The sequence below is a fragment of the Bradyrhizobium sp. SZCCHNR1017 genome (assembly GCF_032381375.1).
GTDB lineage: Bacteria > Pseudomonadota > Alphaproteobacteria > Rhizobiales > Xanthobacteraceae > Bradyrhizobium.
In genome coordinates, this window is the sequence record NZ_JAUHIR010000002.1 from 636,926 (window position 1) to 663,163 (window position 26,238).

At 65.4% G+C, this 26,238-nt stretch carries 21 protein-coding genes; 13 read left to right on the forward strand and 8 right to left on the reverse strand.

Annotated elements, in window-relative coordinates:
* Window positions 1-31: 31 nt before the first annotated feature.
* From QW863_RS08530 to QW863_RS08540, 3 genes are all read right to left on the reverse strand, one after another.
* Window positions 32-766 carry an SDR family oxidoreductase gene (locus QW863_RS08530; protein WP_315714462.1) on the reverse strand — a complete coding sequence of 245 codons (735 nt, stop codon included), beginning with the start codon at window positions 764-766 and terminating at the stop codon, window positions 32-34.
* A 141-nt stretch (window positions 767-907) separates the two neighbouring features.
* The gene (locus QW863_RS08535; protein ID WP_315714460.1) at window positions 908-2,731 is read right to left on the reverse strand and encodes an IlvD/Edd family dehydratase; all 1,824 of its coding nucleotides are present in this window, start codon (window positions 2,729-2,731) and stop codon (window positions 908-910) included.
* A gap of 138 nt (window positions 2,732-2,869) precedes the next feature.
* Window positions 2,870-3,949, reverse strand: coding sequence for a LacI family DNA-binding transcriptional regulator (locus QW863_RS08540; protein ID WP_315714459.1), 1,080 nt, complete (start codon window positions 3,947-3,949; stop codon window positions 2,870-2,872).
* A 300-nt stretch (window positions 3,950-4,249) separates the two neighbouring features.
* Here QW863_RS08540 and QW863_RS08545 point away from each other — a divergent pair, with 300 nt between their 5' ends.
* From QW863_RS08545 to QW863_RS08575, 7 genes are all read left to right on the forward strand, one after another.
* A complete protein-coding gene (locus QW863_RS08545; RefSeq protein WP_315714458.1) occupies window positions 4,250-5,311 on the forward strand; it encodes a sn-glycerol-3-phosphate ABC transporter ATP-binding protein UgpC in 1,062 nt (353 codons plus the stop codon).
* 67 nt (window positions 5,312-5,378) lie between these two features.
* Window positions 5,379-6,701, forward strand: a complete 1,323-nt coding sequence (locus QW863_RS08550; RefSeq protein ID WP_315714457.1) for an ABC transporter substrate-binding protein — start codon at window positions 5,379-5,381, stop codon at window positions 6,699-6,701.
* 265 nt (window positions 6,702-6,966) lie between these two features.
* A complete protein-coding gene (locus QW863_RS08555; RefSeq protein ID WP_315714456.1) occupies window positions 6,967-7,920 on the forward strand; it encodes a sugar ABC transporter permease in 954 nt (317 codons plus the stop codon).
* On the forward strand, window positions 7,917-8,825 hold the full coding sequence (locus QW863_RS08560; protein ID WP_315714455.1) for a carbohydrate ABC transporter permease: 909 nt from the start codon (window positions 7,917-7,919) through the stop codon (window positions 8,823-8,825). Before QW863_RS08555 ends, QW863_RS08560 begins: the two co-directional genes overlap by 4 nt.
* A 220-nt stretch (window positions 8,826-9,045) precedes the next feature.
* Window positions 9,046-10,029, forward strand: coding sequence for a D-erythronate dehydrogenase (denD, locus tag QW863_RS08565; protein WP_315714454.1), 984 nt, complete (start codon window positions 9,046-9,048; stop codon window positions 10,027-10,029).
* 75 nt (window positions 10,030-10,104) lie between these two features.
* Window positions 10,105-11,274, forward strand: a complete 1,170-nt coding sequence (locus QW863_RS08570) for an acetyl-CoA acetyltransferase (protein WP_315714453.1) — start codon at window positions 10,105-10,107, stop codon at window positions 11,272-11,274.
* 185 nt (window positions 11,275-11,459) lie between these two features.
* A complete protein-coding gene (locus QW863_RS08575) occupies window positions 11,460-12,014 on the forward strand; it encodes a GNAT family N-acetyltransferase (protein ID WP_315714452.1) in 555 nt (184 codons plus the stop codon).
* A gap of 214 nt (window positions 12,015-12,228) precedes the next feature.
* Here QW863_RS08575 and QW863_RS08580 read toward each other — a convergent pair whose 3' ends face one another.
* On the reverse strand, window positions 12,229-12,792 hold the full coding sequence (locus tag QW863_RS08580; RefSeq protein WP_315714451.1) for a DinB family protein: 564 nt from the start codon (window positions 12,790-12,792) through the stop codon (window positions 12,229-12,231).
* Between the two features lie 678 nt (window positions 12,793-13,470).
* Entirely contained in the window at window positions 13,471-13,896 is a 426-nt protein-coding gene (locus tag QW863_RS08585) for a GFA family protein (RefSeq protein WP_315714450.1), read from the reverse strand.
* Between the two features lie 258 nt (window positions 13,897-14,154).
* Between QW863_RS08585 and QW863_RS08590 the strand changes: the two genes are divergently transcribed.
* From QW863_RS08590 to QW863_RS08605, 4 genes are all read left to right on the forward strand, one after another.
* Window positions 14,155-15,360: a CoA transferase gene (locus QW863_RS08590; protein WP_315714449.1), complete on the forward strand. Its 1,206-nt coding sequence runs from the start codon at window positions 14,155-14,157 to the stop codon at window positions 15,358-15,360.
* A gap of 4 nt (window positions 15,361-15,364) precedes the next feature.
* Window positions 15,365-16,531, forward strand: coding sequence for an acyl-CoA dehydrogenase family protein (locus QW863_RS08595; protein WP_315714448.1), 1,167 nt, complete (start codon window positions 15,365-15,367; stop codon window positions 16,529-16,531).
* Between the two features lie 184 nt (window positions 16,532-16,715).
* Window positions 16,716-17,852: a thiolase family protein gene (locus QW863_RS08600; protein ID WP_315714961.1), complete on the forward strand. Its 1,137-nt coding sequence runs from the start codon at window positions 16,716-16,718 to the stop codon at window positions 17,850-17,852.
* Complete coding sequence (locus QW863_RS08605; RefSeq protein ID WP_315714447.1) at window positions 17,849-18,205, forward strand: Zn-ribbon domain-containing OB-fold protein; 357 nt, start codon at window positions 17,849-17,851, stop codon at window positions 18,203-18,205. Before QW863_RS08600 ends, QW863_RS08605 begins: the two co-directional genes overlap by 4 nt.
* Window positions 18,206-18,880: 675 nt before the next feature.
* Here the strand turns inward: QW863_RS08605 and glsA are convergent.
* On the reverse strand, window positions 18,881-20,740 hold the full coding sequence (gene glsA / locus QW863_RS08610; protein ID WP_315714446.1) for a glutaminase A: 1,860 nt from the start codon (window positions 20,738-20,740) through the stop codon (window positions 18,881-18,883).
* 384 nt (window positions 20,741-21,124) lie between these two features.
* On the opposite strand from glsA, the gene QW863_RS08615 reads away from it, so the two are divergent.
* Both QW863_RS08615 and QW863_RS08620 read left to right on the forward strand, forming a co-directional pair.
* Window positions 21,125-22,111, forward strand: a complete 987-nt coding sequence (locus QW863_RS08615) for an IclR family transcriptional regulator (protein WP_315714445.1) — start codon at window positions 21,125-21,127, stop codon at window positions 22,109-22,111.
* Window positions 22,041-23,600 carry an acyl-CoA carboxylase subunit beta gene (locus QW863_RS08620; RefSeq protein WP_315714444.1) on the forward strand — a complete coding sequence of 520 codons (1,560 nt, stop codon included), beginning with the start codon at window positions 22,041-22,043 and terminating at the stop codon, window positions 23,598-23,600. Before QW863_RS08615 ends, QW863_RS08620 begins: the two co-directional genes overlap by 71 nt.
* A 2-nt stretch (window positions 23,601-23,602) precedes the next feature.
* On the opposite strand, the gene QW863_RS08625 is transcribed toward QW863_RS08620, so the two are convergent.
* Together QW863_RS08625 and QW863_RS08630 are read right to left on the reverse strand one after the other, a co-directional pair.
* Window positions 23,603-24,886: an MFS transporter gene (locus tag QW863_RS08625; protein WP_315714443.1), complete on the reverse strand. Its 1,284-nt coding sequence runs from the start codon at window positions 24,884-24,886 to the stop codon at window positions 23,603-23,605.
* Window positions 24,887-24,972: 86 nt separating this feature from the next.
* Window positions 24,973-26,160 carry an acetyl-CoA C-acyltransferase gene (locus QW863_RS08630; RefSeq protein ID WP_315714442.1) on the reverse strand — a complete coding sequence of 396 codons (1,188 nt, stop codon included), beginning with the start codon at window positions 26,158-26,160 and terminating at the stop codon, window positions 24,973-24,975.
* Between the last annotated feature and the right edge of the window lie 78 nt (window positions 26,161-26,238).

Sequence of the window (26,238 nt, forward strand, 5' to 3'; positions counted from 1 at the left end):
CTGCGGGCTGCCCCGGAATGACGGAGCAGAACTACAGCGTCCAGCCGCCGTCGATGGTATGCGCGACGCCGGTCGTGAACGCGCTCTCGTCGCTGGCAAGATAGACCGCGAGATGGGCGATCTCCTCCGCCGTGCCGAGCCGGCCCATCGGCTGGCGCGAGATGAACATCTCCAGCCCGTTCGGGCCGGCCGAGGCCGCGCGTCCCAGCATCGAGGGCGTTTCGATCGTGCCCGGGCAGATGCAGTTGCAGCGGATCTTCTTGCCGACGAAATCGGCTGCGACCGAGCGCGTCAGCGCCGCCACGGCTGCCTTGGTCGCACCGTAGACGTAGCGGTTCGGTGCCGCCTTGAACACGCCCGCGGCGGAGGCGATGTTGACGATGGCGCCGCCGCCCTGATCGAGCATCTTCGGCAGGAAGGCGCGGATCGTGCGATGCATCGACTTGACGTTCAGATCGAACGAGAAATCCCAGTCGTCGTCGGAGCAGTCGAGGATTGTGCCGTTATGCACGAAGCCGGCGGCATTGAGCAGGATCTCGACCTTGCCGACCCGCTCGGCCATCGCGTTCACGGCCGCGGTGTTGCGCACGTCGAGCGTCGCGACCTCGGCAATGCCTTCGCTCTTCAGCGTGTTCAGGCCGTTCTCATCGATGTCGGTGGCGAATACGGTGGCGCCTTGACGCGCGAAGGCAATGGCACAGGCGCGGCCGATGCCGGCAGCGGCGGCAGTGACGAAGGCGCGCTTGCCCTTGAGACGGTCGGACATGGAGTCTCCCTTGGGAATTGACTTCTTAGTTATCGTCATTCCGGGACATCGCGAAGCGATGGGCCCGGAATCCATAACCACGATCGGGAGTATGGATTCCGGGCTCGCGCTTCGCGCGCCCCGGAATGACGGCAGTTGGGTCTAGTGATTATGCCTTGCCACACCCACGGTGCCGGCGATGTTGTGATAGCGCGTGGCAAGCTCCATGCAGGCGCCGGTGGCCTGCTGGCCGACGGTGTTGCGATAGAGCTCCTGCCATGGCGTCTGGTTGGCGGGGTGCGGGAAGCCGCCCTTGGCCTTCAGCTCGGCGCGCCGCTTCGCAAGCTCCTCGTCCGAGATCAGGATATTGGCCGAGCCCTTGTTGAGGTCGATGCGCACGCGATCGCCGGTCTTGAGGATTGCGAGCCCGCCATCGGCGGCGGCCTCCGGCGACGCATTGAGAATCGACGGTGAGCCCGAGGTGCCGGACTGCCGGCCGTCGCCAATGCAGGGCAGGGACAGGATGCCGCGCTTGATCAGCGCCGCCGGCGGCTGCATGTTCACGACCTCGGCGCCGCCGGGATAGCCGATCGGACCGGCGCCGCGGATGAACAGCACGCAGTGCTCGTCGATCGCAAGCTGCTCATCATCGATGCGGTCGTGATAGTCCTCAGGCCCCTCGAACACGATGGCGCGGCCCTCGAAGGCGTTCGGGTCCTTCGGATTGCTGAGATAGCGGTCGCGGAACTCCTTGGAGATCACGCTGGTCTTCATGATCGCGGAATCGAACAGGTTGCCGCGCAGCACCAGGAAGCCGGCATCCTTCACCAGCGGCTTGTCGTAGGACCAGATCACGTCGCCGTCGGGCTTCGCTGCCTCGCGGCAATTCTCACCCATGCTGCGGCCGTTGACGGTGATGACGTCCTCGTGGATGCGCTTGTGCCGCATCAACTCGCCGATCACGGCCGGCACGCCGCCGGCGCGATGGAATTCCTCGCCGAGATAGAAGCCGGCCGGCTGCATGTTGACGAGCAGCGGCACGTCGTGGCCGACCTTCTGCCAGTCGTCGATGTCGAGCTCGACGCCGACATGGCGCGCCAGCGCGTTGATATGGATCGGCGCGTTGGTCGAGCCGCCGATCGCGGAGTTGGCGACGATGCAGTTCTCGAACGCCTTGCGTGTCAGGATGTCGGATGGCTTCAGGTCTTCCCACACCATGTCGACGATGCGCGTTCCGGTCTCGTAGGCGATCTGGCCGCGCTCGCGATAGGGCGCGGGGATCGCGGCGCAGCCGGGCAGGGACATGCCGAGCGCCTCGGCCAGCGCATTCATCGTCGATGCCGTGCCCATGGTGTTGCAATGGCCAACCGACGGCGCCGAGGAGGCGACGATCTCCATGAACTCCTCATAGCCGATCTCGCCGGCGGCGAGCCGCTCGCGCGACTTCCACACCACGGTGCCGGAGCCGGTGCGCTGACCCTCGTGCCAGCCGTTCAGCATCGGGCCGCCCGACAGCACGATGGCGGGGATGTTCACGGTCGCCGCGGCCATCAGGCAGGCCGGCGTCGTCTTGTCGCAGCCGGTCGTCAGCACCACGCCGTCGAGCGGATAGCCGAACAGGATTTCGACTAGGCCGAGATAAGCGAGGTTGCGGTCGAGCGCGGCCGTCGGGCGCTTGCCGGTCTCCTGGATCGGATGGGTCGGAAATTCCATCGCGATGCCGCCGGCGGCGCGGATGCCCTCGCGGACGCGGTGCGCCAGCTCGATGTGGTGGCGGTTGCAGGGCGAGAGATCGTTGCCGGTCTGGGCAATGCCGATGATCGGCTTGCCCGACTGCAGCTCAGCCCGGGTCAGGCCGTAATTCAGATAACGCTCGAGATAGAGCGCGGTCATGCCCGGATTGTGCGGATCGTTGAACCACGCCTGCGAGCGCAGCTTGCGGCTTTTGTCAGCGCCGTTGCCGGCATGCCCGTTCGAGTTCGTCATGTGTTTTCTCCCGCAGTGCAAACGTGGCGAGGCCGGTCCGTCGTCTGCGCGCCATCGGCCCGCTGTCGAAGATCGCCTACGTCTTTCGTTCAAGTCGTCGTTGGTTCGAGTGGTTCTAGTTCATGGCTTTTGGTTGCGCTACCATTTTGTTCCGGAAGCGCGCCCCGACGCGGGCTGCGGACTTGCGGCGGCGCGCTGCAAGGTCGAGCTCTGCCGTTCGATCACCTCGAAGCCGAGATCGACGACGCGCTGCGCCACGGGACGGCCTTCGACGGCGTCCATGATCATCGTCGCCGCACGCCGACCCATCTCGTAGCGATTGGTACGCACGCTGGTGAGCGTCGGAACCGCCGCGGCCATGAATTCCATGTCGTTGAAGCCGACGATCGCGATCTGCTCGGGCACCGCAATGTGCCGGCGCTGGCATTCGAACAGCACGCCGAGCGCGAGATCGTCGTTGGCGCAGAACACGGCGTCGAGATCCGGCGCCTTCATCAGCAGATCGGAGAACAGGCTGCCGCCCATTGTGGTCGAGGTCGGAACAGGCGCCGTGACGATGAGACGCGGGTCGAACAAGCCGGCCTCCTTCATCGCGTTCTGATAGCCCTGCAGCCTGCGCTGCACCCTTGGGTCCATGCGGGCGCCGATGAAGCCGATGCGACGGCAGCCCTGCGCGAGAAGGTGTAAAATGGCTGCAAAACAGGCATCGACGTGCGAAAATCCGATCATCATGTCGATCGGGTTGGCGCCGAGCTCCATGATCTGCACGACGGGACAGTCCGCTGCCTGGATGATCGAGCGGCTCTCCGCCGTCTGGTCGAGACCGGTCACGATCAGGCCGGCCGGCTTCTGCATCAGGAACAACCGCAGCAGGCGCTCCTCCTGCAACACGCTGTAGCGGGTGTTGGCGAGCTGGATGCTGTAGCGGCTGCCTTCGAACGCATCATAGATGCCCCGCAGCACGTCGGAGAACACGTTGTTGGTGAGGGACGGTATCAGCACGCCGATCACTTCGGTGCGCTGCGATGCGAGCGCGCGCGCGGCGAGGTTCGGCACATAGCCGAGCTCCTTGGCGGCACTCTCGATCCTCGTGCGGCGGCCGGCCGAGACCGTGTCGGGATTACGGAAGAAGCGTGACACCGTGATCGGGCTGACGCCCGCCAGTGCCGCAACTTCGGTCAGCCGGACTTTGCCCGGCTCGATGCGTTTCCGTCCCATGCCTCGCTCATAGCATAGGCGGTCTGGTACACAAGCGATATTGACAGCGCTATCACGCGGTTGCTAAGCGAGGCATTGCGGAAGCGAACTGAACTGCGGACAATGTCGGCCGCACTGGCCCTGTTTCGGAGCCAGTCGGAACGACCAGAGCCAACAAGACCATCAAAAACAAGACCACCAAGAACAAGACTGCACGACCAGGACTACAAAACGACAAGCGGCCTGATCAAACGGCCGAGAACAACGGTCAGAATGCCGCCGGCAAGCAGCCAATGCTGTCGGTCTTTGAGGAGGAAATTGATGTCGTCGGTGCAAATTCGCGACGTGCGCAAATCATTCGGCGGATTCGAAGTGCTGCACGGCGTGACGATTCCGATCGAGGATGGCGAGTTCGTCGTGCTGGTCGGGCCGTCCGGCTGCGGCAAGTCGACGCTGCTGCGCATGCTCGCAGGGCTCGAGAACATCACCGCCGGAACCATCTCGATCGGCGAGCGCGTCGTCAACAACGTGCAGCCGAAAGAGCGCGACATCGCGATGGTGTTCCAGAACTACGCGCTCTATCCGCATATGACGGTCGCCGACAACATGGGCTTCTCGCTGAAGCTGCGCGGCGCACGGCCGGAGGACATCAAGAAGGGCGTCGCGCGCGCCGCCGAGATTCTGGCGCTGACGCCGCTGCTCGACCGCTATCCGCGCCAGCTCTCCGGTGGCCAGCGCCAGCGCGTCGCGATGGGCCGCGCCATCGTGCGCGATCCGCAGGTGTTCCTGTTCGACGAGCCGTTGTCGAACCTCGACGCCAAGCTGCGCGTCGCGATGCGCACCGAGATCAAGGAGCTGCATCAGCGGCTCAAGACCACCACCGTCTACGTCACCCACGACCAGATCGAGGCCATGACGATGGCCGACAAGATCGTCGTGATGCATGACGGCATCGTCGAGCAGATGGGCTCGCCGCTCGATCTCTACGACAAGCCGGACAACCAGTTCGTGGCCGGATTCATCGGCTCGCCGGCGATGAACTTCCTCAACGGCCACCTGAAGTCCAATGGGTCGGTCTATGTCGAGACCGAGAACGGCGCCCGGCTGCCGATCCTCACCGCGCCGGCGGCCTCCGACGGCCGTCCTGTGGTGTACGGCGTGCGGCCCGAGCATCTCGAGCTCGCCAGCGACGGCATCGAAGCCGAGGTTGTCGTGGTCGAGCCGACCGGTTCGGAGACGCAGATCGTCGCCCGCATCGGCACCCAGGACATCATCGCGGTGTTCCGCGATCGCCACGAGGTCAATCCCGGCGAGAAGATCCATTTGCGCCCGCGCGCGTCGGCGGCGCATCTGTTCGACAAGGATAGCGGCCGGAGGATTTGAGCCGGCCGCTCGACGCAACGACACAACAAACAAAACAAGCAAAATACTCAACGGGAGAAAACTTCAGATGGCTCATTTCCCCACCGATCGACGGTCTCTGCTCAAGGGCGGCGCGACCTTGCTGGCGGCTGCCGCGACCATGTCGGCCGAGGACCTGCTCGGCTACGCCAAGGCCTGGGCGCAGACCTCGCCCTTCAAGCCCGAGCCCGGCGCCAAGATCAACATGATGCGCTGGAAGCGCTTCGTCGAGGCCGAGGACGTGGCCTTCATGAAGATCGTCGACGCCTTCCAGAAGGCCAACAACGTCACCATCAACGTCTCCAACGAATCCTATGACGACGTCCAGCCCAAGGCCTCGGTCGCGGCCAATACGGGGCAGGGGCTCGACATGGTGTGGGGCCTCTACACGCTGCCCTTCCTGTTCTCCAACAAGTGCGTCGACATGACCGACGTCGCCGATTACCTCGGCAAGAAGTGCGGCGGCTGGACCGACTCGGGCAAGGCCTATGGCATGCTCGACGGCAAGTGGATCGGCATTCCCGTGGCGGCCACCGGCGGTCTCATCAACTACCGCGTCTCGGCGGCTGAAAAGGCCGGCTTCAAGGAGTTCCCGAAGGATCTCGCGGGAATGTCCGAGTTCTTCAAGGCCATGAACAAGAACGGCACCCCGGGCGGCATGGCGCTCGGCCATGCCTCGGGCGACGCCAATGGCTGGGTGCACTGGGCGCTGTGGGCGCACGGCGGCAATTTGATCGACAAGGACAACAAGGTCGTCATCAACTCGCCGGAGACCGCCAAGGCGCTCGAATACGTCAAGGGCCTGTACGACAATTTCGTGCCGGGCACCGCGTCGTGGAACGATAGTTCCAACAACAAGGCGTTCCTGGCCGGCCAGCTCTACGCGACGGTCAACGGCATCTCGATCTACGTGACCGCCAAGAAGGAGGCGCCGCAGATCGCCGAGGACATGAACCACGCGCATCTGCCGCCCGGCCTCGACGGCAAGACCCGCGAGATGCATCTGGGCTTCCCGATCCTGGTGTTCAACTTCTCGAAGTATCCGCAGACCTGCAAGGCGTTCACCGCCTTCATGCTGGAGCCGGAGCAGTTCAATCCGTGGATCGAGGCGGCGCAGGGCTACCTGTCGCACTTCCTCAAGGCCTATGACGCCAACCCGATCTGGACCGTCGATCCGAAGAACACGCCGTATCGCGACGTCGCGGCGACCGCGACCACGCCGGCCGGCGTCGGCAAGCTCGGCGAGGCCGCTGCGGCCGCGATCGCCGACTTCGTCCTGGTCGACATGTTCGCGAACTACTGCACGGGCCGCGAGGACGTGAAGACGGCGATGGCGAGCGCCGAGCGCTCGGCCAAGCGCATCTTCCGCTGAGCGAGGCCGACCGGCGCGCGAGAGCGCCGGTCGCCATCGTCGGAGGGTGGGCAAGGCGCAACGCGCCGTGCCCACCCTCATTGCGAGCGCAGCGACATGTCCGCCATAGCCCGACGGGCGACGGCGGAAGCAATCCCGGGAGGAACGTCGGACTCTGGATTGCTTCGTCGCTTCGCTCCTCGCAATGACGGAGTAACTCTATCCGTCCCGAACGCCGGTGGGCGCGCGTCGCTCACCCCACGGTTCGAAGGGAGCTGCTGGATAAATGAGTACCATTCAGACCTCGTTGCCACGAGGCGCCGCCGTCGGCGAGCCCTCGGCATGGGTGCGCATCAAGACCAACCGCAACGTCATCGCGCTGTGGTTCATGCTGCCCGCGGCGGCTTTCCTGATCCTGTTCCTGGCCTATCCGCTGGGCCTCGGCGTCTGGATGAGCTTCACCGACGAGAAGATCGGCCGCAGCGGCGTCTTCGTCGGGGTCGAGAACTACGAATGGCTGTGGGACGACTCGATCTTCTGGCTGTCGGTGTTCAACACGCTGCTCTACACGATCGTGGCGAGCGCCATCAAATTCGCCATCGGGCTCTATCTTGCGCTGCTGTTGAACCGGCACATGCCGTTCAAGGCAATGATCCGCGCCATCGTGCTGATCCCCTTCATCGTGCCCACCGTGCTGTCGGCCATCGCGTTCTGGTGGATCTACGATTCCCAGTTCTCGATCATCTCCTGGTCGCTGATCAAGCTCGGAATCATCACGCAGAACATCAACTTTCTCGGCGACACCAACTGGGCGCGCGCCTCCGTCATCATCGCCAATATCTGGCGCGGCGTGCCGTTCGTCGCGATCACCTTGCTGGCCGGCCTGCAGACCGTGTCGCCCTCGCTCTATGAGGCCGCCACGCTCGACGGCGCCACCAGCTGGCAGCGCTTCCGCTTCATCACCTATCCGCTGCTGACGCCGATCATCGCGGTCGTCATGACGTTCTCGGTGCTGTTCACCTTTACCGACTTCCAATTGATCTGGGCACTCACCCGTGGCGGCCCCGTCAACGCCACGCACCTGATGGCGACGCTGAGCTATCAGCGCGGCATCATCTCCGGACGGCTCGGCGAGGGCGCCGCGATCGCCACCGCGATGATCCCGTTCCTGATGGCGGCGATCGCGATCTCCTGGTTCGGCATGCAACGGCGCAAATGGCAGCAAGGATCCGACCAATGACCGACACCACGCTGCACGCCAAGGCGCCCACCACGGCCGGCACCGACGAATCCGAGGGCATGAGCTACCTCGAGTCGCTGCCGCGCCGGCTGATCACGCTGTATCTGCCGCTCGGCATCATCCTCGTGGTGCTGCTGTTCCCGTTCTACTGGATGGGGCTGACGTCGATCAAACCGGACGAGCAGCTGATCGACATGGAGAAGTACAATCCGTTCTGGGTGGTGCATCCGACCTTCAAGCACATCTCCAAGCTGCTGTTCGAGACGCAGTATCCGCGCTGGCTGTGGAACACGATGTATGTCGCGGTCGGCGCCACCACGCTGTCGATCTTCGCCTCGGTGCTCGCGGCGTATGCGATCGTGCGGTTGCGCTTCAAGGGCGCCGATACCGTCGGCGTGCTGATCTTCTTCGCCTATCTGGTGCCGCCGTCGATCCTGTTCATCCCGCTGGCCTCGGTGATCCAGGCCTATGGGCTGTTCGACTCGCCGTTGTCCTTGATCCTGGTCTATCCGACGCTGCTCATCCCGTTCTCGACCTGGCTGCTGATGGGCTACTTCAAGACCATCCCGTTCGAGCTCGAGGAATGCGCGCTGATCGACGGCGCCAGCCGCTGGCAGATCCTGGTGAAGATCGTGGTGCCGCTCGCCGTGCCCGGCCTGATCTCGGCCTTCATCTTCTCGTTCACCCTGTGCTGGAACGAGTTCATCTACGCGCTGACCTTCCTGCAGTCGACGCCGAACAAGACCGTGCCGGTCGCCATCGTCAACGAGTTCGTCGACGGCGACATCTACAAATGGGGATCGTTGATGGCCGGCGCCCTGGTCGGCTCGCTGCCGCTGGTGATCCTTTACGCCTTCTTCGTCGAGCATTATGTGTCGGCCATGACCGGCGCGGTGAAGGAGTAGGCGGCTTTGTCCGTGAGCCGGGTCAAGGCGTCGCTTGCTGCTCACGCGGATCTCAACTCCCGTCATTGCGAGGAGCGAAGCGACGAAGCAATCCAGAGCCATTCCGATGACTCTGGATTGCTTCCGCCGTCGCCTTTCGGGCTATGGCGGACAAGTCGCTTCGCTCGCAATGACGAACGTTGAGACCATGCCCAATCGTTGCATTTGAAGGAGTTTACCCTTGCATATTCTCGTTCTCGGCGCCGCCGGCATGGTCGGACGCAAGCTGGTCGAGCGGCTCGTGCGCGACGGCCGCCTCGGCGAGGCCGCAATCACCCGCATGACGCTGCAGGACATCGTCGCGCCGGCGAAGCCCGACACGTCCATCGCCGTCGACACCATCGCCGGCGATTTCGCCGTGCCCGGCTTCGCCGAGAAGCTGGTCGCCGACCGTCCCGACGTGATCTTCCATCTCGCTGCAATCGTCTCCGGCGAGGCTGAGCTCGATTTCGACAAGGGCTACCGCATCAATCTCGACGGCACGCGGATGCTGTTCGACGCCGTCAGGCTGATCGGCGACGGCTACAAGCCGCGGCTGGTCTTTACCTCGTCGATCGCGGTGTTCGGCGCGCCGTTCCCCGACGCCATCGGCGACGAGTTCGTCAATGCGCCGCTGCTCAGCTACGGCACCCAGAAGGCGATCGGTGAGCTCCTGCTGGCCGATTACAGCCGCCGCGGCTTCTTCGACGGCGTCGGCATCCGCCTGCCGACCATCTGCATCCGCCCCGGCGCGCCCAACAAGGCCGCCTCCGGCTTCTTCTCCAACATCCTGCGCGAGCCCTTGGCCGGCAAGGAGGCCGTGCTGCCGGTGTCCGAGGACGTCCGCCACTGGCACGCCACGCCGCGCTCGGCGGTCGGCTTCCTCCTGCATGCCGCAACCATGGACACGGCCAAGATCGGCCCACGCCGGAACCTGACCATGCCCGGCCTGTCGGCGACGGTCGGCGAGCAGATCGCAGCCCTGCGCCGCGTGGCAGGCGACAAGGTGGCGGATCGCATCAAGCGGGAGCCGGATCCCTTCATTGTGGGCATCGTCGCCGGCTGGCCGCGGAATTTCGAGGCCAAGCGGGCCCGCGAACTCGGCTTCACCACCGAGGAAAAGACCTTCGACGACATCATCCGGATTCACATTGAGGATGAGCTCGGTGGCAAGTTCGTGGCCTGAGACGGCCGCCAGCCTCTGGACTCACATGGCGCAAAGCGCCATTTGAGGGGCAGGGAGACATTCGGGAGAGAGAGCATGACCGCCAGCATCGTCGGATGGGCGCATACGCCGTTCGGGAAGTTCGACGCCGAGACCGTCGAGAGCCTCGTCGTCAAGGTCGCCAATGAGGCGATCGCCGACGCCGGCATCTCGGCCGGTGACGTCGACGAGATCGTGCTCGGCCATTTCAACGCCGGCTTCTCGCCCCAGGATTTCACCGCCTCGCTGGTGCTGCAGGCCGATCCGGCGCTGCGCTTCAAGCCGGCGACCCGGGTCGAGAACGCCTGCGCGACGGGCTCGGCCGCCGTGCACCAGGGCATCCGCGCCATCGCCGCCGGCGCCGCGAAAATCGTGCTGGTCGTGGGCGTCGAGCAGATGACGCGCACACCGGGCCCGGAGATCGGCAAGAACCTGCTCAAGGCGTCCTACCTGCCGGAGGACGGCGACACCGTCGGCGGCTTCGCCGGCGTGTTCGGAAAGATCGCGCAGGGCTATTTCCAGAAGTACGGCGACCAGTCCGACGCGCTGGCGCTGATCGCCGCCAAGAACCACAGGAACGGCGTCGCCAATCCCTATGCGCAGATGCGCAAGGATTTCGGCTTCGAGTTCTGCCGCTCCGAGAGCGAGAAGAACCCTTACGTGGCCGGCCCGCTGAAGCGCACCGACTGCTCGCTGGTGTCCGACGGCGCCGCCGCTCTGGTGCTGACCGACAGCGAGACCGCGAAGTCCTTCGCGAAAGCAGTGAACGTGCGCGCCACCGCGCACGCGCAGGATTTCCTGCCGATGTCCAAGCGCGACATCCTCGCCTTCGAGGGCTGCACGGTGGCCTGGCAGTGCGCGCTGGAAAAGGCCGGCGTCACGCTGTCCGATCTCTCCTTCGTCGAGACCCATGACTGCTTCACCGTCGCCGAACTGATCGAGTACGAAGCGATGGGCCTGACGCCGCGGGGACAGGGCGCCCGCGCCATCAAGGAGGGCTGGACGCTCAAGGACGGCAAGCTGCCGGTCAATCCCTCCGGCGGCCTGAAAGCCAAGGGCCACCCGATCGGCGCCACCGGCGTCTCCATGCACGTGATGACCGCCATGCAACTCACCGGCTCCGCGCCGGAGGGCATGCAACTCCCCAATGCCAAGCTCGGCGGCATCTTCAACATGGGTGGTGCGGCGGTCGCGAACTACGTGTCGATCCTGGAGCCGGTGAAGTAGGCTCAACGACCGTCTATCGTTCGTCATTGCGAGCGAAGCGACTTGTCCGCCATAGCCCGAAAGGCGACGGCGGAAGCAATCCAGGGCCGCGCGTGCCGCTCTGGATTGCTTCCGCAATGACGGTGATACAGGAGAGCTTCCGCGATGCGGAAGCTCTTTGTCATTGACTGGTCCGATTGCCCATCATGATCATCTCCACCGAACGCCTGACCTTGCGCGAGTGGCACGACGACGATCGCGCGCCGTTCGCGGCGATGTCCGCCGATCCGGCCGTGATGCAATTCCTCCGCGCGCTGCCAGCGCGGCAGGACTCGGACCGGTGGATCGATTTCCAGATCGCCCATCAGGCCGCGCACGGCTTCGGCTTCTGGGTGGTCGAAGACCGCGCCACCGGCACTTTCCTCGGCGCCACCGGCCTGTTCCGCGTCGCCTTCGATGCGCCGTTCACGCCGGCGGTCGAGATCGGCTGGCGGCTGGCGCGCGCGGCCTGGGGGCAGGGGATTGCGACCGAGGCGGCGCGGGCGTCGCTCACGTACGGCTTCGATGAGCTCGGCCTCTACGAGATCATCGCCTATGCCGCGCCGGCCAATCAGGCGTCACAGAACGTCATGCGCAAGCTCGGCATGGTCAGGGACGAGGCGTCGGATTTCGATCATCCGCGAGTCGAGGCGGACAGCCCGTTGCGCTGGCAGGTGATGTACCGGCTTCCGCGCGAGGTGTGGGCCAATGCCTCGCGCTGATCTCTCCTCCCAGTCATTCCGGGGCATTCGCGCGCAAAATGGCGAAGCCATTTTGAAGCAGCGCGAATGAGCCCGGAATCCATAACCACAGGACGAGGTATGTCGAAGGCAGGCGCCACGAGCATCTCGCGCCCCACGGCCGGTTGTGGCTATGGATTCCGGGCTCGCGCTGCGCGCGCCCCGGAATGGCGGAGGGAGGGAAGCCACGCGTGCATCAGCTCCGCCACACCTTTTCCTCGCTGAATCCCAGCTCGGCGAAATCCTTCGCCCGCAAGCTTGAATCATCCGCAGCGAAAAACTCGTCGAGCTGCGGCGGCTTCACCGACGTGCTCGACAGCATCGCATGGGCCTGGCCGCGGTGGTGGATGTCGTGCTGGAACAGATGCAGCAGCAGCCGGTCGCAGCGCTCGTTCTGCACCCGGCTCTCGCGGTTGATGCGGACGGTGTCGTCGAGCCGCGCCGGCGTCAGCGCCTCGCAGAATGCAATCAGCCGGCGGTCCATCGCGCCCTGCGCCTTCGCAAGATCGGCCAGCCGCGGGAACGGCACCTCGTTCTGCCACGCCATCGGGCCGAGCCAGCCGCCTTCCAGCGCATCGATGTAGAATAGATCGATGATGTAGATGTGGTTCAGCGTCCGCTGCAGGCTCGGGAAGAAGCCCGTGCGATCGGCGGCAAAATCCTCGGCGCTGAGCTGGCCGCAGGCGGTCAGCAGCCGGTGATTGGCCCATGCATTGTTGTAGGCGAAGGCGCGAAAGGTCTGGACGAGATCGGCGGGCATTGTGTCAGGGCACCCCGTGATGGCTCGCCGCAGATCATACGGAACTCCGTGCTCCCTTCACCATCCATTTCGGCAGGCCGGAGCGCATCATCCCCATGCGCTTTTGCGGAACTCTGCCACGATCGGCCAAGCGGCGAATTTCGCCAGCGCCTTCAAGCCGATTGGGCCTGTCCAGTCCCCTGGTCAAAAATATTTATGTTTCGCTTTTCCAGAAAATATGTTTCACTCTCCCCATCCTGCTTCGCCACGAGGGGCGCTTCGCGATCGTCACGAGACGTGAGGCAGGGATGCGGTGGCCGCGACATGTCGCAGCGTAGCTTGTCTGCGCGGACGAACGGCAGGTTGCGGACGTGAAGTCGCGTGGTCCCGGCATCCCGATGCTGATGCCAAGCCTAAGGGGCATGATGATCCCAAGGGCGACGGTGGCCAAAAGCCGGTGCACCGAGGAGATCGCGAAGTAAGCGTGAAAACCATCGCGCAGGGAAGGCCGGGTTGATCCGGCTGAACCTGTGGTTCTCTCCCCGTGCTTTCTTTCGCACGGGGGCCACGGGTGCCAGTCGGCACCCGGCCTTCCCTGCGCCCTCTGTTTCGAAGAGGGCCGCGTCGATCAGCACAGCTCGGACAGATCCTGTCGCGAGGCCCCTGATGCTCGTGTCTATCCCAAGCGCAGCGCTTGCCTCACTCCGGCATCATCTCGCCGGAGCCGCCGAACTCGGCCGGAAAATCCTTCAGCTTCGGCAGGCCGTCCTTGATGGGGAGCACCGTCTCCGCGTAGTTGACGTGCACGCCGGGCGTGAACTTGAGCGTCGGAATGGTTGCGGCATAGACGTCGATCATGCCGAGCGGCGGGTGGTCGGTCATCAGATGTCCGCCACACTTGGTGCAGTACTTGCGGTAGCTCATGTCGGTCTTGTGATAGGTGCCGATCGCATCGGCGCCCTTGGTCACCCGCACGCTCTGTGGCTTCCACAGGGCGAAGGCGTTGACCGGACCGGCCGACCAGGAGCGGCAGGACGAGCAATGGCAATAGCCCATCGCCTCCGGCTCGCCGTCGGCCTCGATCTCGACCGCGCCGCAGAAGCATTTGCCCTGATAGAGCGTCATGACAGCGTTCTCCTAAGTGGTGTTTTTGGATGTTGGACCGGCATGCTGACACACCTGAACGTTGAAATGGATTCCTAGAATGCAGCTCGCCGCACGGAACATCTGGTGCAGCGCAGCGGCCCTCGTCCGTGATCCGCGGCACGGAATGTTGCGGCGTGGGATCAGACGCATGGCCCCATACCCGCTGGCCCGCTTGCTAGGGAACATCAGGTGCCGTTAGCTCTGGCGACAACAAGGATCAAGGGAGCCGACGTCACGATGGGACCGCTTGCGGGCATCAAGGTCATCGACATGACCACCGTGCTGATGGGGCCGTATGCCGCCCAGACGCTCGGCGATTACGGCGCCGACGTCATCAAGGTGGAATCGCCGGAAGGAGACGTCACCCGCAAGATCGGCCCGTGGCATCATCCCGGCATGGGCCCGGTCTATCTCAATACCAACCGCAGCAAGCGCGTGATCTGCCTCGACCTGAAGAAGCCCAGGGGACGCGAGGCTGTGCTGCGCATGGTCAAGGATGCCGACGTGCTGCTCTACAACATCCGGCCGCAGGCGATGGCCCGGCTGAACCTCGGCTACGACGTGGTCTCCGCGCTCAATCCGCGGCTGGTCTATGCCGGCGTGTTCGGCTTCGGCCAGGACGGTCCCTATGCGGCCAAGCCCGCCTATGACGATCTGATCCAGGGCGGGGCGGCGCTGTCGCATCTGATGGCGGTCGCCGGTGACGGCACGCCGCGCTATGTGCCCAATGCGCTGGTCGACCGCATCGTCGGCCTGACGGCGGTCGGTGCCATCTGCGCCAGCCTCGTGCACCGTGACCGCACCGGGCGCGGCCAGCGCCTGGACGTGCCGATGTTCGAGACCATGTCGGCCTTCATCATGGGCGACCACATGGGCGGGCTCACCTACCAGCCCCCGCTCGACAAGGGCGGCTATGCGCGGCATTTGTCGCCCGACCGCAGGCCCTACAAGACCGCCGACGGCCATATCTGCGTGATCGTCTACAACGACAAGCAATGGGACGCGTTCTTCACCGCGTCCGGCCGCACCGACCTGCGCGCGGATGACAGGTTCAACAGCTTTGCCCGGCGTGCCGCCAACATCGATTTCGTCTATGCCGAGCTCGCGCGCATCTTTCAGACGCGGACCACGGCCGAATGGACCGATCTGCTGGATGCCGCCGATGTGCCGGTCATGCCGATGCACGACCTCGAAAGCCTGCTGAACGATCCGCACCTCGTGGCGACCGATTTCTTTCCCGTGGTCGAACATCCGACCGAAGGTCCGATCCGCAGCACCCGCGTGTCCGCGACCTGGTCCGAGACCAAGGCCGAGCCGCTGCGTCTGGCGGCACGGCCGAACGAGCATGGCGCGGTTATCCTGCACGAGCTTGGTTTCTCGGACGAGGAGATCGCCGCGATGATCCGCGACGGCGTGACGACGCCGGCGCCTGCCAGGGAGTGAGACGATGGATTTCGCGCTCTCCGCCAACCAGGAATCGATCCGCGATGCGGTGGCCAAAATCTGTGCTCGCTTCGACGATGCCTACTGGCTGAAGAAGGACAAGGAGGGCGGTTTTCCCGCCGACTTCCACAGGGCCTTGGCCGAGGCTGGCTGGCTCGGCATCTGCATCCCGGAGGCGTATGGCGGCTCCGGGCTCGGCATTCTCGATGCTGCGATCATGATGCGCACCATCGCCGAATCCGGCGCCGGCATGTCCGGTGCCTCGGCGATCCACATGAACGTGTTCGGGCTCAATCCGGTCGTCGTGTTCGGGACCAAAGAGCAGTGTGCGCGGATGCTGCCGGGCATCGTCGATGGCAGCGAGAAGGCCTGCTTCGCCGTGACCGAGCCGAACACCGGCCTCAACACCACCCAGCTCAAGACGCGTGCCGTGCGCAAGGGCGACCGCTACATCGTCAACGGCCAGAAGGTGTGGATCTCGACCGCGCAGGTCGCCGAGAAGATTCTGCTGCTGGCGCGCACGACGCCGCTGGAGGAGGTGAAGCGCCCGACCCATGGGCTCAGCCTGTTCTACACCGATTTCGACCGCAGCCGGATCAAGGTGCACGAGATCGAGAAGATGGGCCGCAAGCCGGTCGACTCCAATGAGCTGTTCTTCGAGGATGTCGAGATTCCGGTCGAGGATCGCCTGGGCGAGGAGGGGCGCGGCTTCGACTACATCCTGCACGGCATGAATCCGGAGCGTATCCTGATTGCCGCCGAAGCCGTCGGGCTCGGTCATCTCGCACTGTCGCGCGCGTCGGCCTATGCGAAGGTGCGCAACGTGTTCAATCGCCCAATCGGCCAGAACCAGGGCATCCAGCATCCCCTGGCGAAGAACTGGATGGAGCTGGAGGCCGCGTGGCTGATGGTGCTGCAGGCCGGCTGGCAGTACGACCAGGGCCGGCCTTGCGGCCCGGCGGCGAACGCCGCGAAATATCTCGCCGCCGAAGCCGGCTTCCACGCCTGCGAGCAGGCGGTGATGACCCATGGCGGCTTCGGCTACGCGCGCGAGTATCACGTCGAACGTTACCTGCGCGAATCCCTGATCCCCCGCATCGCCCCGATCAGCCCGCAACTGATCCTGTCCTTCATCGCCGAGAAGGTCCTCGGCATGCCGAAGTCGTATTGAGATGAACTGTTGCTGAAATGATGAACCCAATCGTGATGGACGCACGCTGCCCGCATTCCCTCCCCCCTTGTGGGGGAGGGGCAGGGAGGGGGGTACCCCACGACGACTCCTCGTGCGGCCACCCCCACCCCCGACCCCTCCCCGCAAGGGGGAGGGGAGCGCGGCGGTGCTCTTGGTGCGCCAGATGACCTACGTCACCGGCACCGGTCTCACGCCGTTCGGCAAACACGACGGCCGCTCCTCGCTCGATCTCATGAGCCTGGCCGCGCAGCTCGCGCTCGACGATGCCGGGCTGACGCGGCGCGACATCGACGGCATCCTGTGCGGCTATTCCACGGTGTCGCCGCACATCATGCTCGCAACCGTGTTCGCCGAGCACTTCGGCATCACACCCTCTTACGCCCATGCGGTGCAGGTCGGCGGCGCCACCGGGCTCGCGATGGTGATGCTCGCGCATCACCTGGTCGAAGCCGGCGTCGTCAGGCACATGCTCGTGGTCGCCGGAGAGAACCGGCTGACCGGGCAGAGCCGCGATGCGTCGATCCAGGCGCTGGCCCAGGTCGGCCATCCCGATTATGAGCTGCCGCTCGGGCCGACCATCCCTGCCTATTACGGCCTCGTCGCCTCGCGCTACATGCACGAATACGGCGTCACCGAGCATGACCTCGCCGAGTTCGCCGTGCTGATGCGGGCGCATGCGCTCGATCATCCCGGCGCGCAATTCCATGAGCCGATCACCATCGCGGACGTCATGGCATCGAAGCCGGTGGCGCGGCCGCTCAAGCTGCTCGACTGCTGTCCGGTGTCCGACGGCGGCGCCGCCATCATCATCAGCCGCGAGCCGACCGGAGCGACGGCGGTGCGCGTGCGTGGCTGCGCCCAGGCGCACACGCATCAGCACGTCACGGCGGCGCCGGCCCTGAGCGAGCTCGGCGCCGAGATTGCGATCGCGAAGGCGAAGGCAGCAGCGGGTGTAGACATCAAAGACGTCGACTACGCCGCCGTCTATGACAGTTTCACCATCACGCTCTGCATGCTGCTCGAGGATCTCGGCCTCGCCGGCCGCGGCGAGGCGGCGGCGCGGGTCAGGGCCGGTCATTTCAGCCGCGACGGCGCCGTGCCGCTCAACACCCATGGCGGGCTGCTCAGCTACGGTCATTGCGGCGTCGGCGGCGCCATGGCGCATCTGAGCGAAGCGCATCTGCAGATGACGGGGCGCGCCGGACCTCGCCAAGTCCGCGAAGCAGCGCTGGCGCTGCTGCACGGCGATGGCGGCGTGCTGTCGTCGCATGTCAGCATGTTCTGGGAGCGTGTGCGATGAGCGAATCGTCCGACTGGACCAGGGGGGTTGCAGCGATTCGCTTTCAGCGCTGTGCGTGCTGTGCCCACCTGCAGTATTTCCGCCGCGGCTTCTGCGCGGCCTGCGGCTCGCTTGCGCTCACCGATCACGCGGCGACGGGCGAAGGTACCATCTATGCGGCATCATTGGTCTGTCGTGCCGCGACGCCGGAGACGCGCGCGCATGTGCCCTACAACATCGTGCTGGTGGATATGCGTGAGGGCTTTCGCATCATGGCCCATGGCGACCACGAACTTGCGATCGGCGATCTCGTCATGGCCTGCTTCGTCACCTTCGCAGGCGGCATCGTGCCGTACTTCGGGAAAGTCAAATGAAGATGGGGAACAGAACGACGTCTGAAAAGGTCGACCGCGGGCGGCCGAGGCGGGACGATACGCATGAAAAATTCGTCCCGACCCGGATCGCCGCGCGATTGACACAATACTGTTACGCTACGCCTACTAACTCAAACGCAACTCAACTCGGTCGTTCGCGTGAGCAATCAAGCTCACATTCCTACCTACGGGCGATGAAGAAACTGCGACGCAGAACCTCCAGACAGCCCTTCATCGCCCGTAGAACAGGACGCTGGCGATGACGATCATGGATGTCACCGCCAGCATATGCGCGAGTGCCTCCGACGTTGCCCTCTTAGTGGCTTCCTTCATGCCGTTTCCTCCCTGGACACTGGACACGACTCTCCGTGGCGCAAATACACACGCTACGTCGGCTGGAATTTTACTCGGAACACCCCACTTCGACGTTCGCTTCGCGAGTCCCCACTCGGCGTTCATCGACGGTTCAGAACATCGTCGGGTAATGCGGCGTGAATTGGGCTCGCTTATGGTTGTCCTGCGACCGAGTCCCGGTAACGTTTAGGCGAGCCCGTACAAATACGAGTGATGCGAATTATCGACCGGAAGCTGTTAGTTACTGTGAATTGCAACCTTGAGTATTTGTTTGCTTCGACCGCGTGCGACGCTTCGATGACTGACTTCGACGCGCTGAAATCAGTCTGCTGCGAGCAGGTTGAGCCGCGCATTGGCGACCGTCAGACGCTCGGCCAGCAGCAGCGCCAGATTGCGCATGATGCGCTCGCCGGCTTTCGGATGGCGCACGCGGAAACGTTCGAAATCCACCAGCGAGATCTCGAACGCGGTGGCGGAGAAATCCGCGACGACGTCGGCGGAGCGCACGGGCTCCAGCAGTGCCATCTCGCCGAAGCATTGCCCTGCCGTCAGCGTCGCCAGCCGGATGCCGTCGGGCAGGGTGACGTGGACGACGCCGGAGCGCAGGAAGAAAAGCGAGGCCGCAGCATCGCCGGCCGCCAGGATGCGTTCGCCCTGTTGATAGTGCCGGATGGTCGCGAGCGCCGCGAGCTCGTGGCGCTCGTCCGCGGAGAGCCCGGCGAGCAGCGGCTGCTCGGCGAGCTCGGTGGTTTCGAGGAAGTCGATCGCCCCGCCATAGCGATAGACGATCTGGTCCTCGGCCCATTCGATCGCGGCGTCGAGCAGGTAGAAGTCGCGGACGTTCCTGATGTCGCCGGTGCGGGCCGCGATTTCCTGCCATTCCGGCGAGCTGCGGCGGATGCCCGACAGCACGACGGTCACGTCGAAGTCGGCGAGCTCGTGAAACAGCTCGGAAAGCAGGCGCACGCCTGCTTGTGTCATCGCGGTGACGCGATGGAGGTCGACGATGACGAATTGCGGTCGCGTGCTCGCCGCAAGCTGGCGCGAGACGTAGTCGACGTTGGAGAGCGACAGCGTGCCGACCAGCTCGAGCACGCGCACCGCGTCCGGATGTGCGGCGAGGATGTTGCGCTCCTGCGCGCGGCGGCTGCGTCGCGACGGGCTGGCGCCGATGTCGTAGTCGGCGATGATCGTGGTGCGCGCATCGTCGGAACGGTTGAGCATGTGCAGGCCGTAATGCGCCGACAGCGCCTCGCAGACCTTGATGCCGCGCACGCTGTTGCCGTGACCGTCGAGCCTGGGCGAATAGCTGCCGAGCCCGAGCCGCGCGGGCAGGCTCGCCAGGATGCCGCCGCCGACGCCGCTCTTGGCGGGAATGCCGACGCGGTAGATCCATTCGCCGGCGAAGTCATACATGCCCGACGAGGTCATCACCGACAGCGTGCGCGACACCGCATAGGGCGTCACCACCTGCTCTCCGGTGACGGGATTGACGCCACGATTGGCGAGCGTGGCCGCCATGATCGCGCAGTCGCGCGCGGTAACGAGCACGGCGCATTGCCGGAAGTAGACCGCGAGCACGTCGTCGACAGGCTCCCTGATGACCTCCGACGTCCGCAGCAGATAGGCGATCGCGCGGTTGCGATCGCCGGTGGCGGCTTCCGACGCGAACACCGCGTCGTCGACATCGAGCTTGCGGCCGGCGAAGCGGCCGAGCGCGTCGCGGATGGTCTCGAAGGCGTCATTCTGACGTGCCTTGCGGATCAGGCCGCTGCACGCGATCGCGCCGGCATTGACCATCGGATTGAACGGGTGGTTCTCCGCATTGAGCCGGATGGAATTGAAGGGATCGCCGGACGGCTCGACGCCGATCACGCGCTCGACCTCGTCGGAGCCGAGCGTATCGAGCGCGAGCGCGAACACGAACGGCTTCGACATCGATTGGATCGTGAACGGCACGCGGCTGTCGCCGACCTCGTAGACGTGGCCGTCCAATGTGGCGAGGCCGATGCCGAAATGCGCCGGGTCGGCCTTGCCGAGCTCGGGGATGTAGTTCGCAACGGTGCCGTCATGATCGGGCCAGAAGTCGGCATGGCAGGCCGACAGGAAGCGCTGCAGCGGCGGCATCGCGGCCGTCGCCCAATGCTGCGGATGTCGGATCGGCCTCGGGTGGGTGGTCATGGCATGCTCGGCGGGAACAAGGTCTCGCGCCGGTTATGTCGCAGCCGCGACGGCGCAGCCAGCCCACACTTGTCGCAACGCTGGTCAAATGTTGCCGCTGCTCACCGATTGAGCGGGTTTGCGGGCGCGATGACCGTCCCGTGTTGCCATGCGCGAGAGGCGATGCCCATCGAAAGCCGCCGCTGCGGTACCGCGCGTTGGAACCGGCGACGATCGTCCCTCCCGCATCCTGCAGCCGATTGCCTGAGGATGCCGAGTCTTGTGCCAACACGCTGAAGAATGGCGGGTTTTGGAGACGGTCTGCTGTTGTGACGGCAAAACGGCTGGGCTAGCTTGTTCAACAAGCGGAATATCATTCCGCATGACGGAATTGGTGGGAAACGCATGGGACGACGGTCTGAGCGATTGAGCAGGGGCAGCATGCTGCCCGGAGATCTCGCCGGCGAGGGCGAGGTCATTCAGGTGGTGTCGCGGGCGTTCGACGTGCTTCGCTGTTTCGAGGGGCACGAGGCGCGGCTCGGCAATCTCGAAATCTCCAACCGCTGCGGCCTGCCGCGGTCGACGGTGTCGCGGCTGACGCACACGCTGACGCGCATGGGCCAGCTGGTCTACCTGCCGCGCGATCAGAAATACCGCATCGGCCCGAGTGCCGTGGCGATGAGCACGTCGATGACCAGAGGCTTGCAGCTGCGCAATCTGATCCGGCAGCGGCTGCAGGACGTCGCCGAGCAGTTGCCCGGCACTGTCGGCTTCGTGATTCCCGATCGCTTCCACCTCGTCTATCTGGAGTTCGGCCGCGCCGCGAATGCGCTCGGACTGCATGAGACCACCGGCAGCCGCATCTCGATGGCCTCGACCGCGGCCGGTCATGCCTATGTCGCCGCGCTCGAGCCGGAGGTCGGCGACGCCTTGCTGGCCGAGATGGAGCGCGAGATGCCTGACGCGGCCAAGCTGCTGCGGCCGCGCCTCGAGCACAACAGGCAGTTTCTCAAGGAGCACGGCTACGTGGTGGCCTGCGGCCTGTGGAGCCCGCACATCAATGGCGTCGCGCTGCCGCTGTGGTCGCCGCAATACCAGACCTATGTCGTGCTCACGATCGGGCTGTTGTCGGCGATGTACGACGAGCAGCGGCTGCATGACGAGGTCGCCCAGCCGATGCGCGAGCTCGGCCGCAGCATCGCCGCGCTGCTGCAGGGCGCGGAAGCCGACGTCTTCAACAACCGGATGGACAGAAAACCGCTCCAGGTGAACGCGAAGACTAACCACAAGAACAAGACCATCACCGGGGCAGGGGGAACGAATGAGTTGGCAGCCGGAGCTCGAGGAACTGGCCCGGCGCGAAGCCTTCGCGCGGGAGATGGGCGGGCCTGACAAGGTCAAGCGTCAGCACGACCAGGGCCGCCTCACCGTTCGCGAGCGCATCGACGGCGTCGTCGATCCCGGCAGCTTTCACGAGATCGGCGCGGTCGCCGGCCTCGGCGAGTATGACGAGCAGGGCGAGCTCAAGCACGTCACGCCCGCCAATTGCGTGTTCGGGCGCGCCCGCGTCGACGGCCGCACCGTGGTCGTGGTCGGCGACGATTTCACCGTGCGTGGCGGCTCGGCCGATGCCTCAATCGCCGCCAAGCCGTTGATGGCGGAGGAGATGGCGCACGACTTCCGTCTGCCCATCATCCGTATCATCGAGGGCTCCGGCGGCGGCGGTTCGGTCAAGACGATCGAGACCAAAGGCGCGGCCAATCTGCCCGGCGGCATCGGCGGCAATCGCTGGTACCGCTACACGACCGAGAACATGTCGCTGGTCCCGGTGGTCGCGCTCGGCCTCGGCTCGGTCGCGGGGCTTGGCGCAGCGCGGCTCGCGGCGAGCCACTACTCGGTGATGACCAAGCAGTCGGCGATGTTCGTCGCCGGGCCGCCGGTCGTGAAGCGGCTGGGCCAGGACCTCGGCAAGATGGAGCTCGGCGGCGCCGACATCCAGACCAAGGCCGGCGGCGTCGACCACGCGGTCGACACCGAGGCGGAAGCGTTCGCCTGCGCGCGGCGCTTCCTGTCCTATCTGCCGTCGTCGGTCTACGAGCTGCCGCCGACCTTGCCTTGCACCGACGATCCGCAGCGCGTCGACGAGCAGCTCATCAGCGCGGTGCCGCGGGATCGCCGGCGCGTCTACAAGATGCGGCCGATCATCGAGTCCGTCGTCGACAACGGCTCGTTCTTCGAGGTGGCGCAGAACTATGGCCGTCCGATCATCATCGGCCTCGCGCGTCTCGAAGGCCGCGCAGTGATGGTGCTGGCGAGCGATCCCTATCACTTCGGTGGCTCGTGGACGGCGGATGCATGCCAGAAGGTGATCCGCTGGGTCGACTTCGCCGAGACCTTTCATCTGCCGATCGTCTACCTGATGGACTGTCCCGGCTTCATGGTCGGCCTCGAGGCGGAGAAGGCCGCGACCATCCGCCACGGCGTGCGCGCAATGGCGGCGGTCAACCAGTCGACGGTGCCGTGGTGCACGGTGATCGTGCGCAATAATTTCGGCGTCGCTGGCGTCGTGCATCAGCCGGCCGATCGATTCTCCATCCGCTATGCCTGGCCGTCGGCCCATTGGGGCTCGCTGCCGCTCGAGGGCGGCATCGAGGCGGCGTATCGCGCCGAGATCGATGCCGCGCAGGATCCGAAGGCCAAGCTCAAGGAGATCGAGGAGCGGCTGACCAAGCTGCGCTCGCCGTTCCGCTCGGCCGAGAAGTTCTGGGTCGAGGAGATCATCGATCCCCGCAAGACGCGCGCGCTGCTGTGCGAGTTCGCCCGCCTCGCCGAGCCGCTGCGCACGCCCGGGCCGCCCACGGCGATGACGACGCGGCCGTGAGCTTACGCCGCGGCGGGCTTCGCCTGCCGCGCGATCGCCAGCGCCAGAAGCGCCGCGACGATGCAGAGCGCGCCGGCGGTGAAGAACGCCGGCAGGTAGCTCTGGAGCAGTGTGCGCGACAGGCCGGCGCCGAACGCGGCGGTGCCGGCGCCGAGCTGATGTCCGGCGAACACCCAGCCAAACACCAGGTTGGCCCGCTCGGGCCCAAACCGCTGCGCCGTCAGCCGCACCGTCGGCGGCACGGTGGCGATCCAGTCGAGGCCATAGAACATCGCGAACAGCGACAGGCCATAGAACGAGAAGTCGGTGAACGGAAGGAACAGCAGCGACAGACCACGCAGGCCGTAGTACCAGAACAACAGCCAGCGATTGTCGTACCGGTCCGACAGCCAGCCCGAGACGATCGTGCCGACGAAATCGAACATGCCCATCGCGGCGAGCAGGCTCGCCGCCTGCACCTGAGGAATTCCGAAGTCGAGGCACATCGGGATGAGATGCACCTGGACAAGGCCGTTGGTCGAGGCGCCGCAAATGAAGAACGTCGCAAACAGCATCCAGAACACCGGCGCCCGCGAGGCGTCGCGGAGGGTGCCGAGGGCGGCGGCGAGGATCGGCGTGGTGACGGGCGAGGGGGCGGCGATCGGGTCGGTGTCGTTGTCGCCATAGGGTCGGAGGCCGAGATCACTCGGGCGATCGCGCATCAGCAGCAGCACGGCGGTGGCGGAAACGCCGAGCATGATGCAGATCAGCCCGAGCGCGACGCGCCAGCCGAGCCGCTCGGTGAGGCTGGCGAGCAGCGGCAGGAACACCAGCTGTCCGGTGGCGACGCTGGCCGTGAGAATGCCGACGACGAGGCCGCGCCGCGCGACGAACCAGCGCGTGGCGATGGTCGCGCCCAGCACCAAGGCGGTCATGCCGGTGCCGATGCCGATCACGACGCCCCACAGCAGCACGAGGTGCCACACCTGTGTCATCGCGAGCGACGCCAGCAGCGCCGACACCACGATCAACTGGGCCAGCAGCGTGATGTTGCGCAGGCCGTAGCGGTTGAGCAGGGCGGCGGCGAACGGCGCCATCAGCCCGAACAGCACGAAGCGGATGGAGAGCGCCGAGGAGATCTCCGCGGTGCTCCAGCCGAATTCCTGCTGGAGTGGCACGATGAACACGCCGGGTGCGCCCACCGTGCCGGCGGACACCAGGGCCGTGAAGAACGTCACGGCGACCATCACCCAGCCGTAATGGATGTTGCGCCGTCCAAGGATCGCTGCAAGTTGGTTCGAGATCATGAGGCTCTCAGTACAATGGGGTTGCGCGCCCATTCTGCCAGGGCGCCCAAATGACATAAATGGCTAAGTTCCCTCGTTTCAGGACATCAGGGTCGCTCCACGGCGATCGCAGTCGCCTCGCCGCCGCCGATGCACAGTGCGGCCACGCCGCGCTTCAGCCCGCGCGCGTCCATCGCATGCAGCAGCGTCACGATCAGCCGCGCGCCGGTGGCGCCGATCGGGTGGCCGAGCGCACAGGCGCCGCCGTTGACGTTCAGCCGGTCACGCGGGATGCCAAGGTCGCGCTGCGCGGCCATGGCAACGACGGCGAAGGCCTCGTTGATCTCGAACAGGTCGACATCCTCGACGCGCCAGCCGACCTTGTCGAGCAGTTTCCTGATCGCCGGAATCGGCGCCGTCGTGAACCATTGCGGCTCCTGGCTGTGGGTGGCGTGGCCCTTGATCTCCGCGATGACAGGCAGCCCGTCGCAATCGGCACGCGACCGCGCGGCGAGCACGAGCGCCGCGGCACCATCCGCGTTCGCGGAGGACGCTGCGGGCGTGATCGTGCCGTCCTTGCGGAACGCCGGCTTCAGCGCCGGGATCTTCACCGGATCGACCTTGAGCGGATGCTCGTCGTTGGCGACCAGGCGCGGGCCGGATTTCTCGACGATCGTGATCGGGGCGATCTCGGCCTTGAACGCCCCGCCTTCGACCGCCTTGCGCGCACGCGTCAGCGTCTCGATGGCGTAGGCATCCTGGTCGGCGCGGGTGAACTGATAGGCCTCAGCCGTGGCCTCGCCGAAATCGCCCATCGAGCGTCCGGTCTCATAGGCGTCCTCCAGGCCATCCAGCATCATGTGATCGAGGATCCGATCGTGGCCAGCACGATAGCCGCCGCGCGCCTTGGTCAGCAGATATGGCGCATTGCTCATGCTCTCCATGCCACCCGACACGACGATCTCGGCGGAGCCCGCCCGAATGACGTCGTGCGCCAGCATCGCGGCCTTCATTCCGGAGCCGCAGACCTTGTTGATGGTGGTGGCGCCGGTGGCGTCGGGCAGGCCGGAACCGCGCGCGGCCTGCCGTGCCGGAGCCTGGCCCTGGCCGGCCGACAGCACGTTGCCCATGAACACCTCCTGGACCGCATCGGGCGAAACGGTGGCGCGTTCGAGCGCGGATCCGATCACGTGCGCGCCGAGCTTGTTCGCACTCAGCGGCGAGAATTCGCCCATGAAACGGCCCAACGGCGTGCGGGCGGCGGACAGGATCACGACGGAATCGGACGAGGCCATGACAAGGCTTTCTGATGAAATATGATAATCATCATATAGTAATCTCTCGCAAGAGGAAACCCCGGCGGTCCCTGCTGA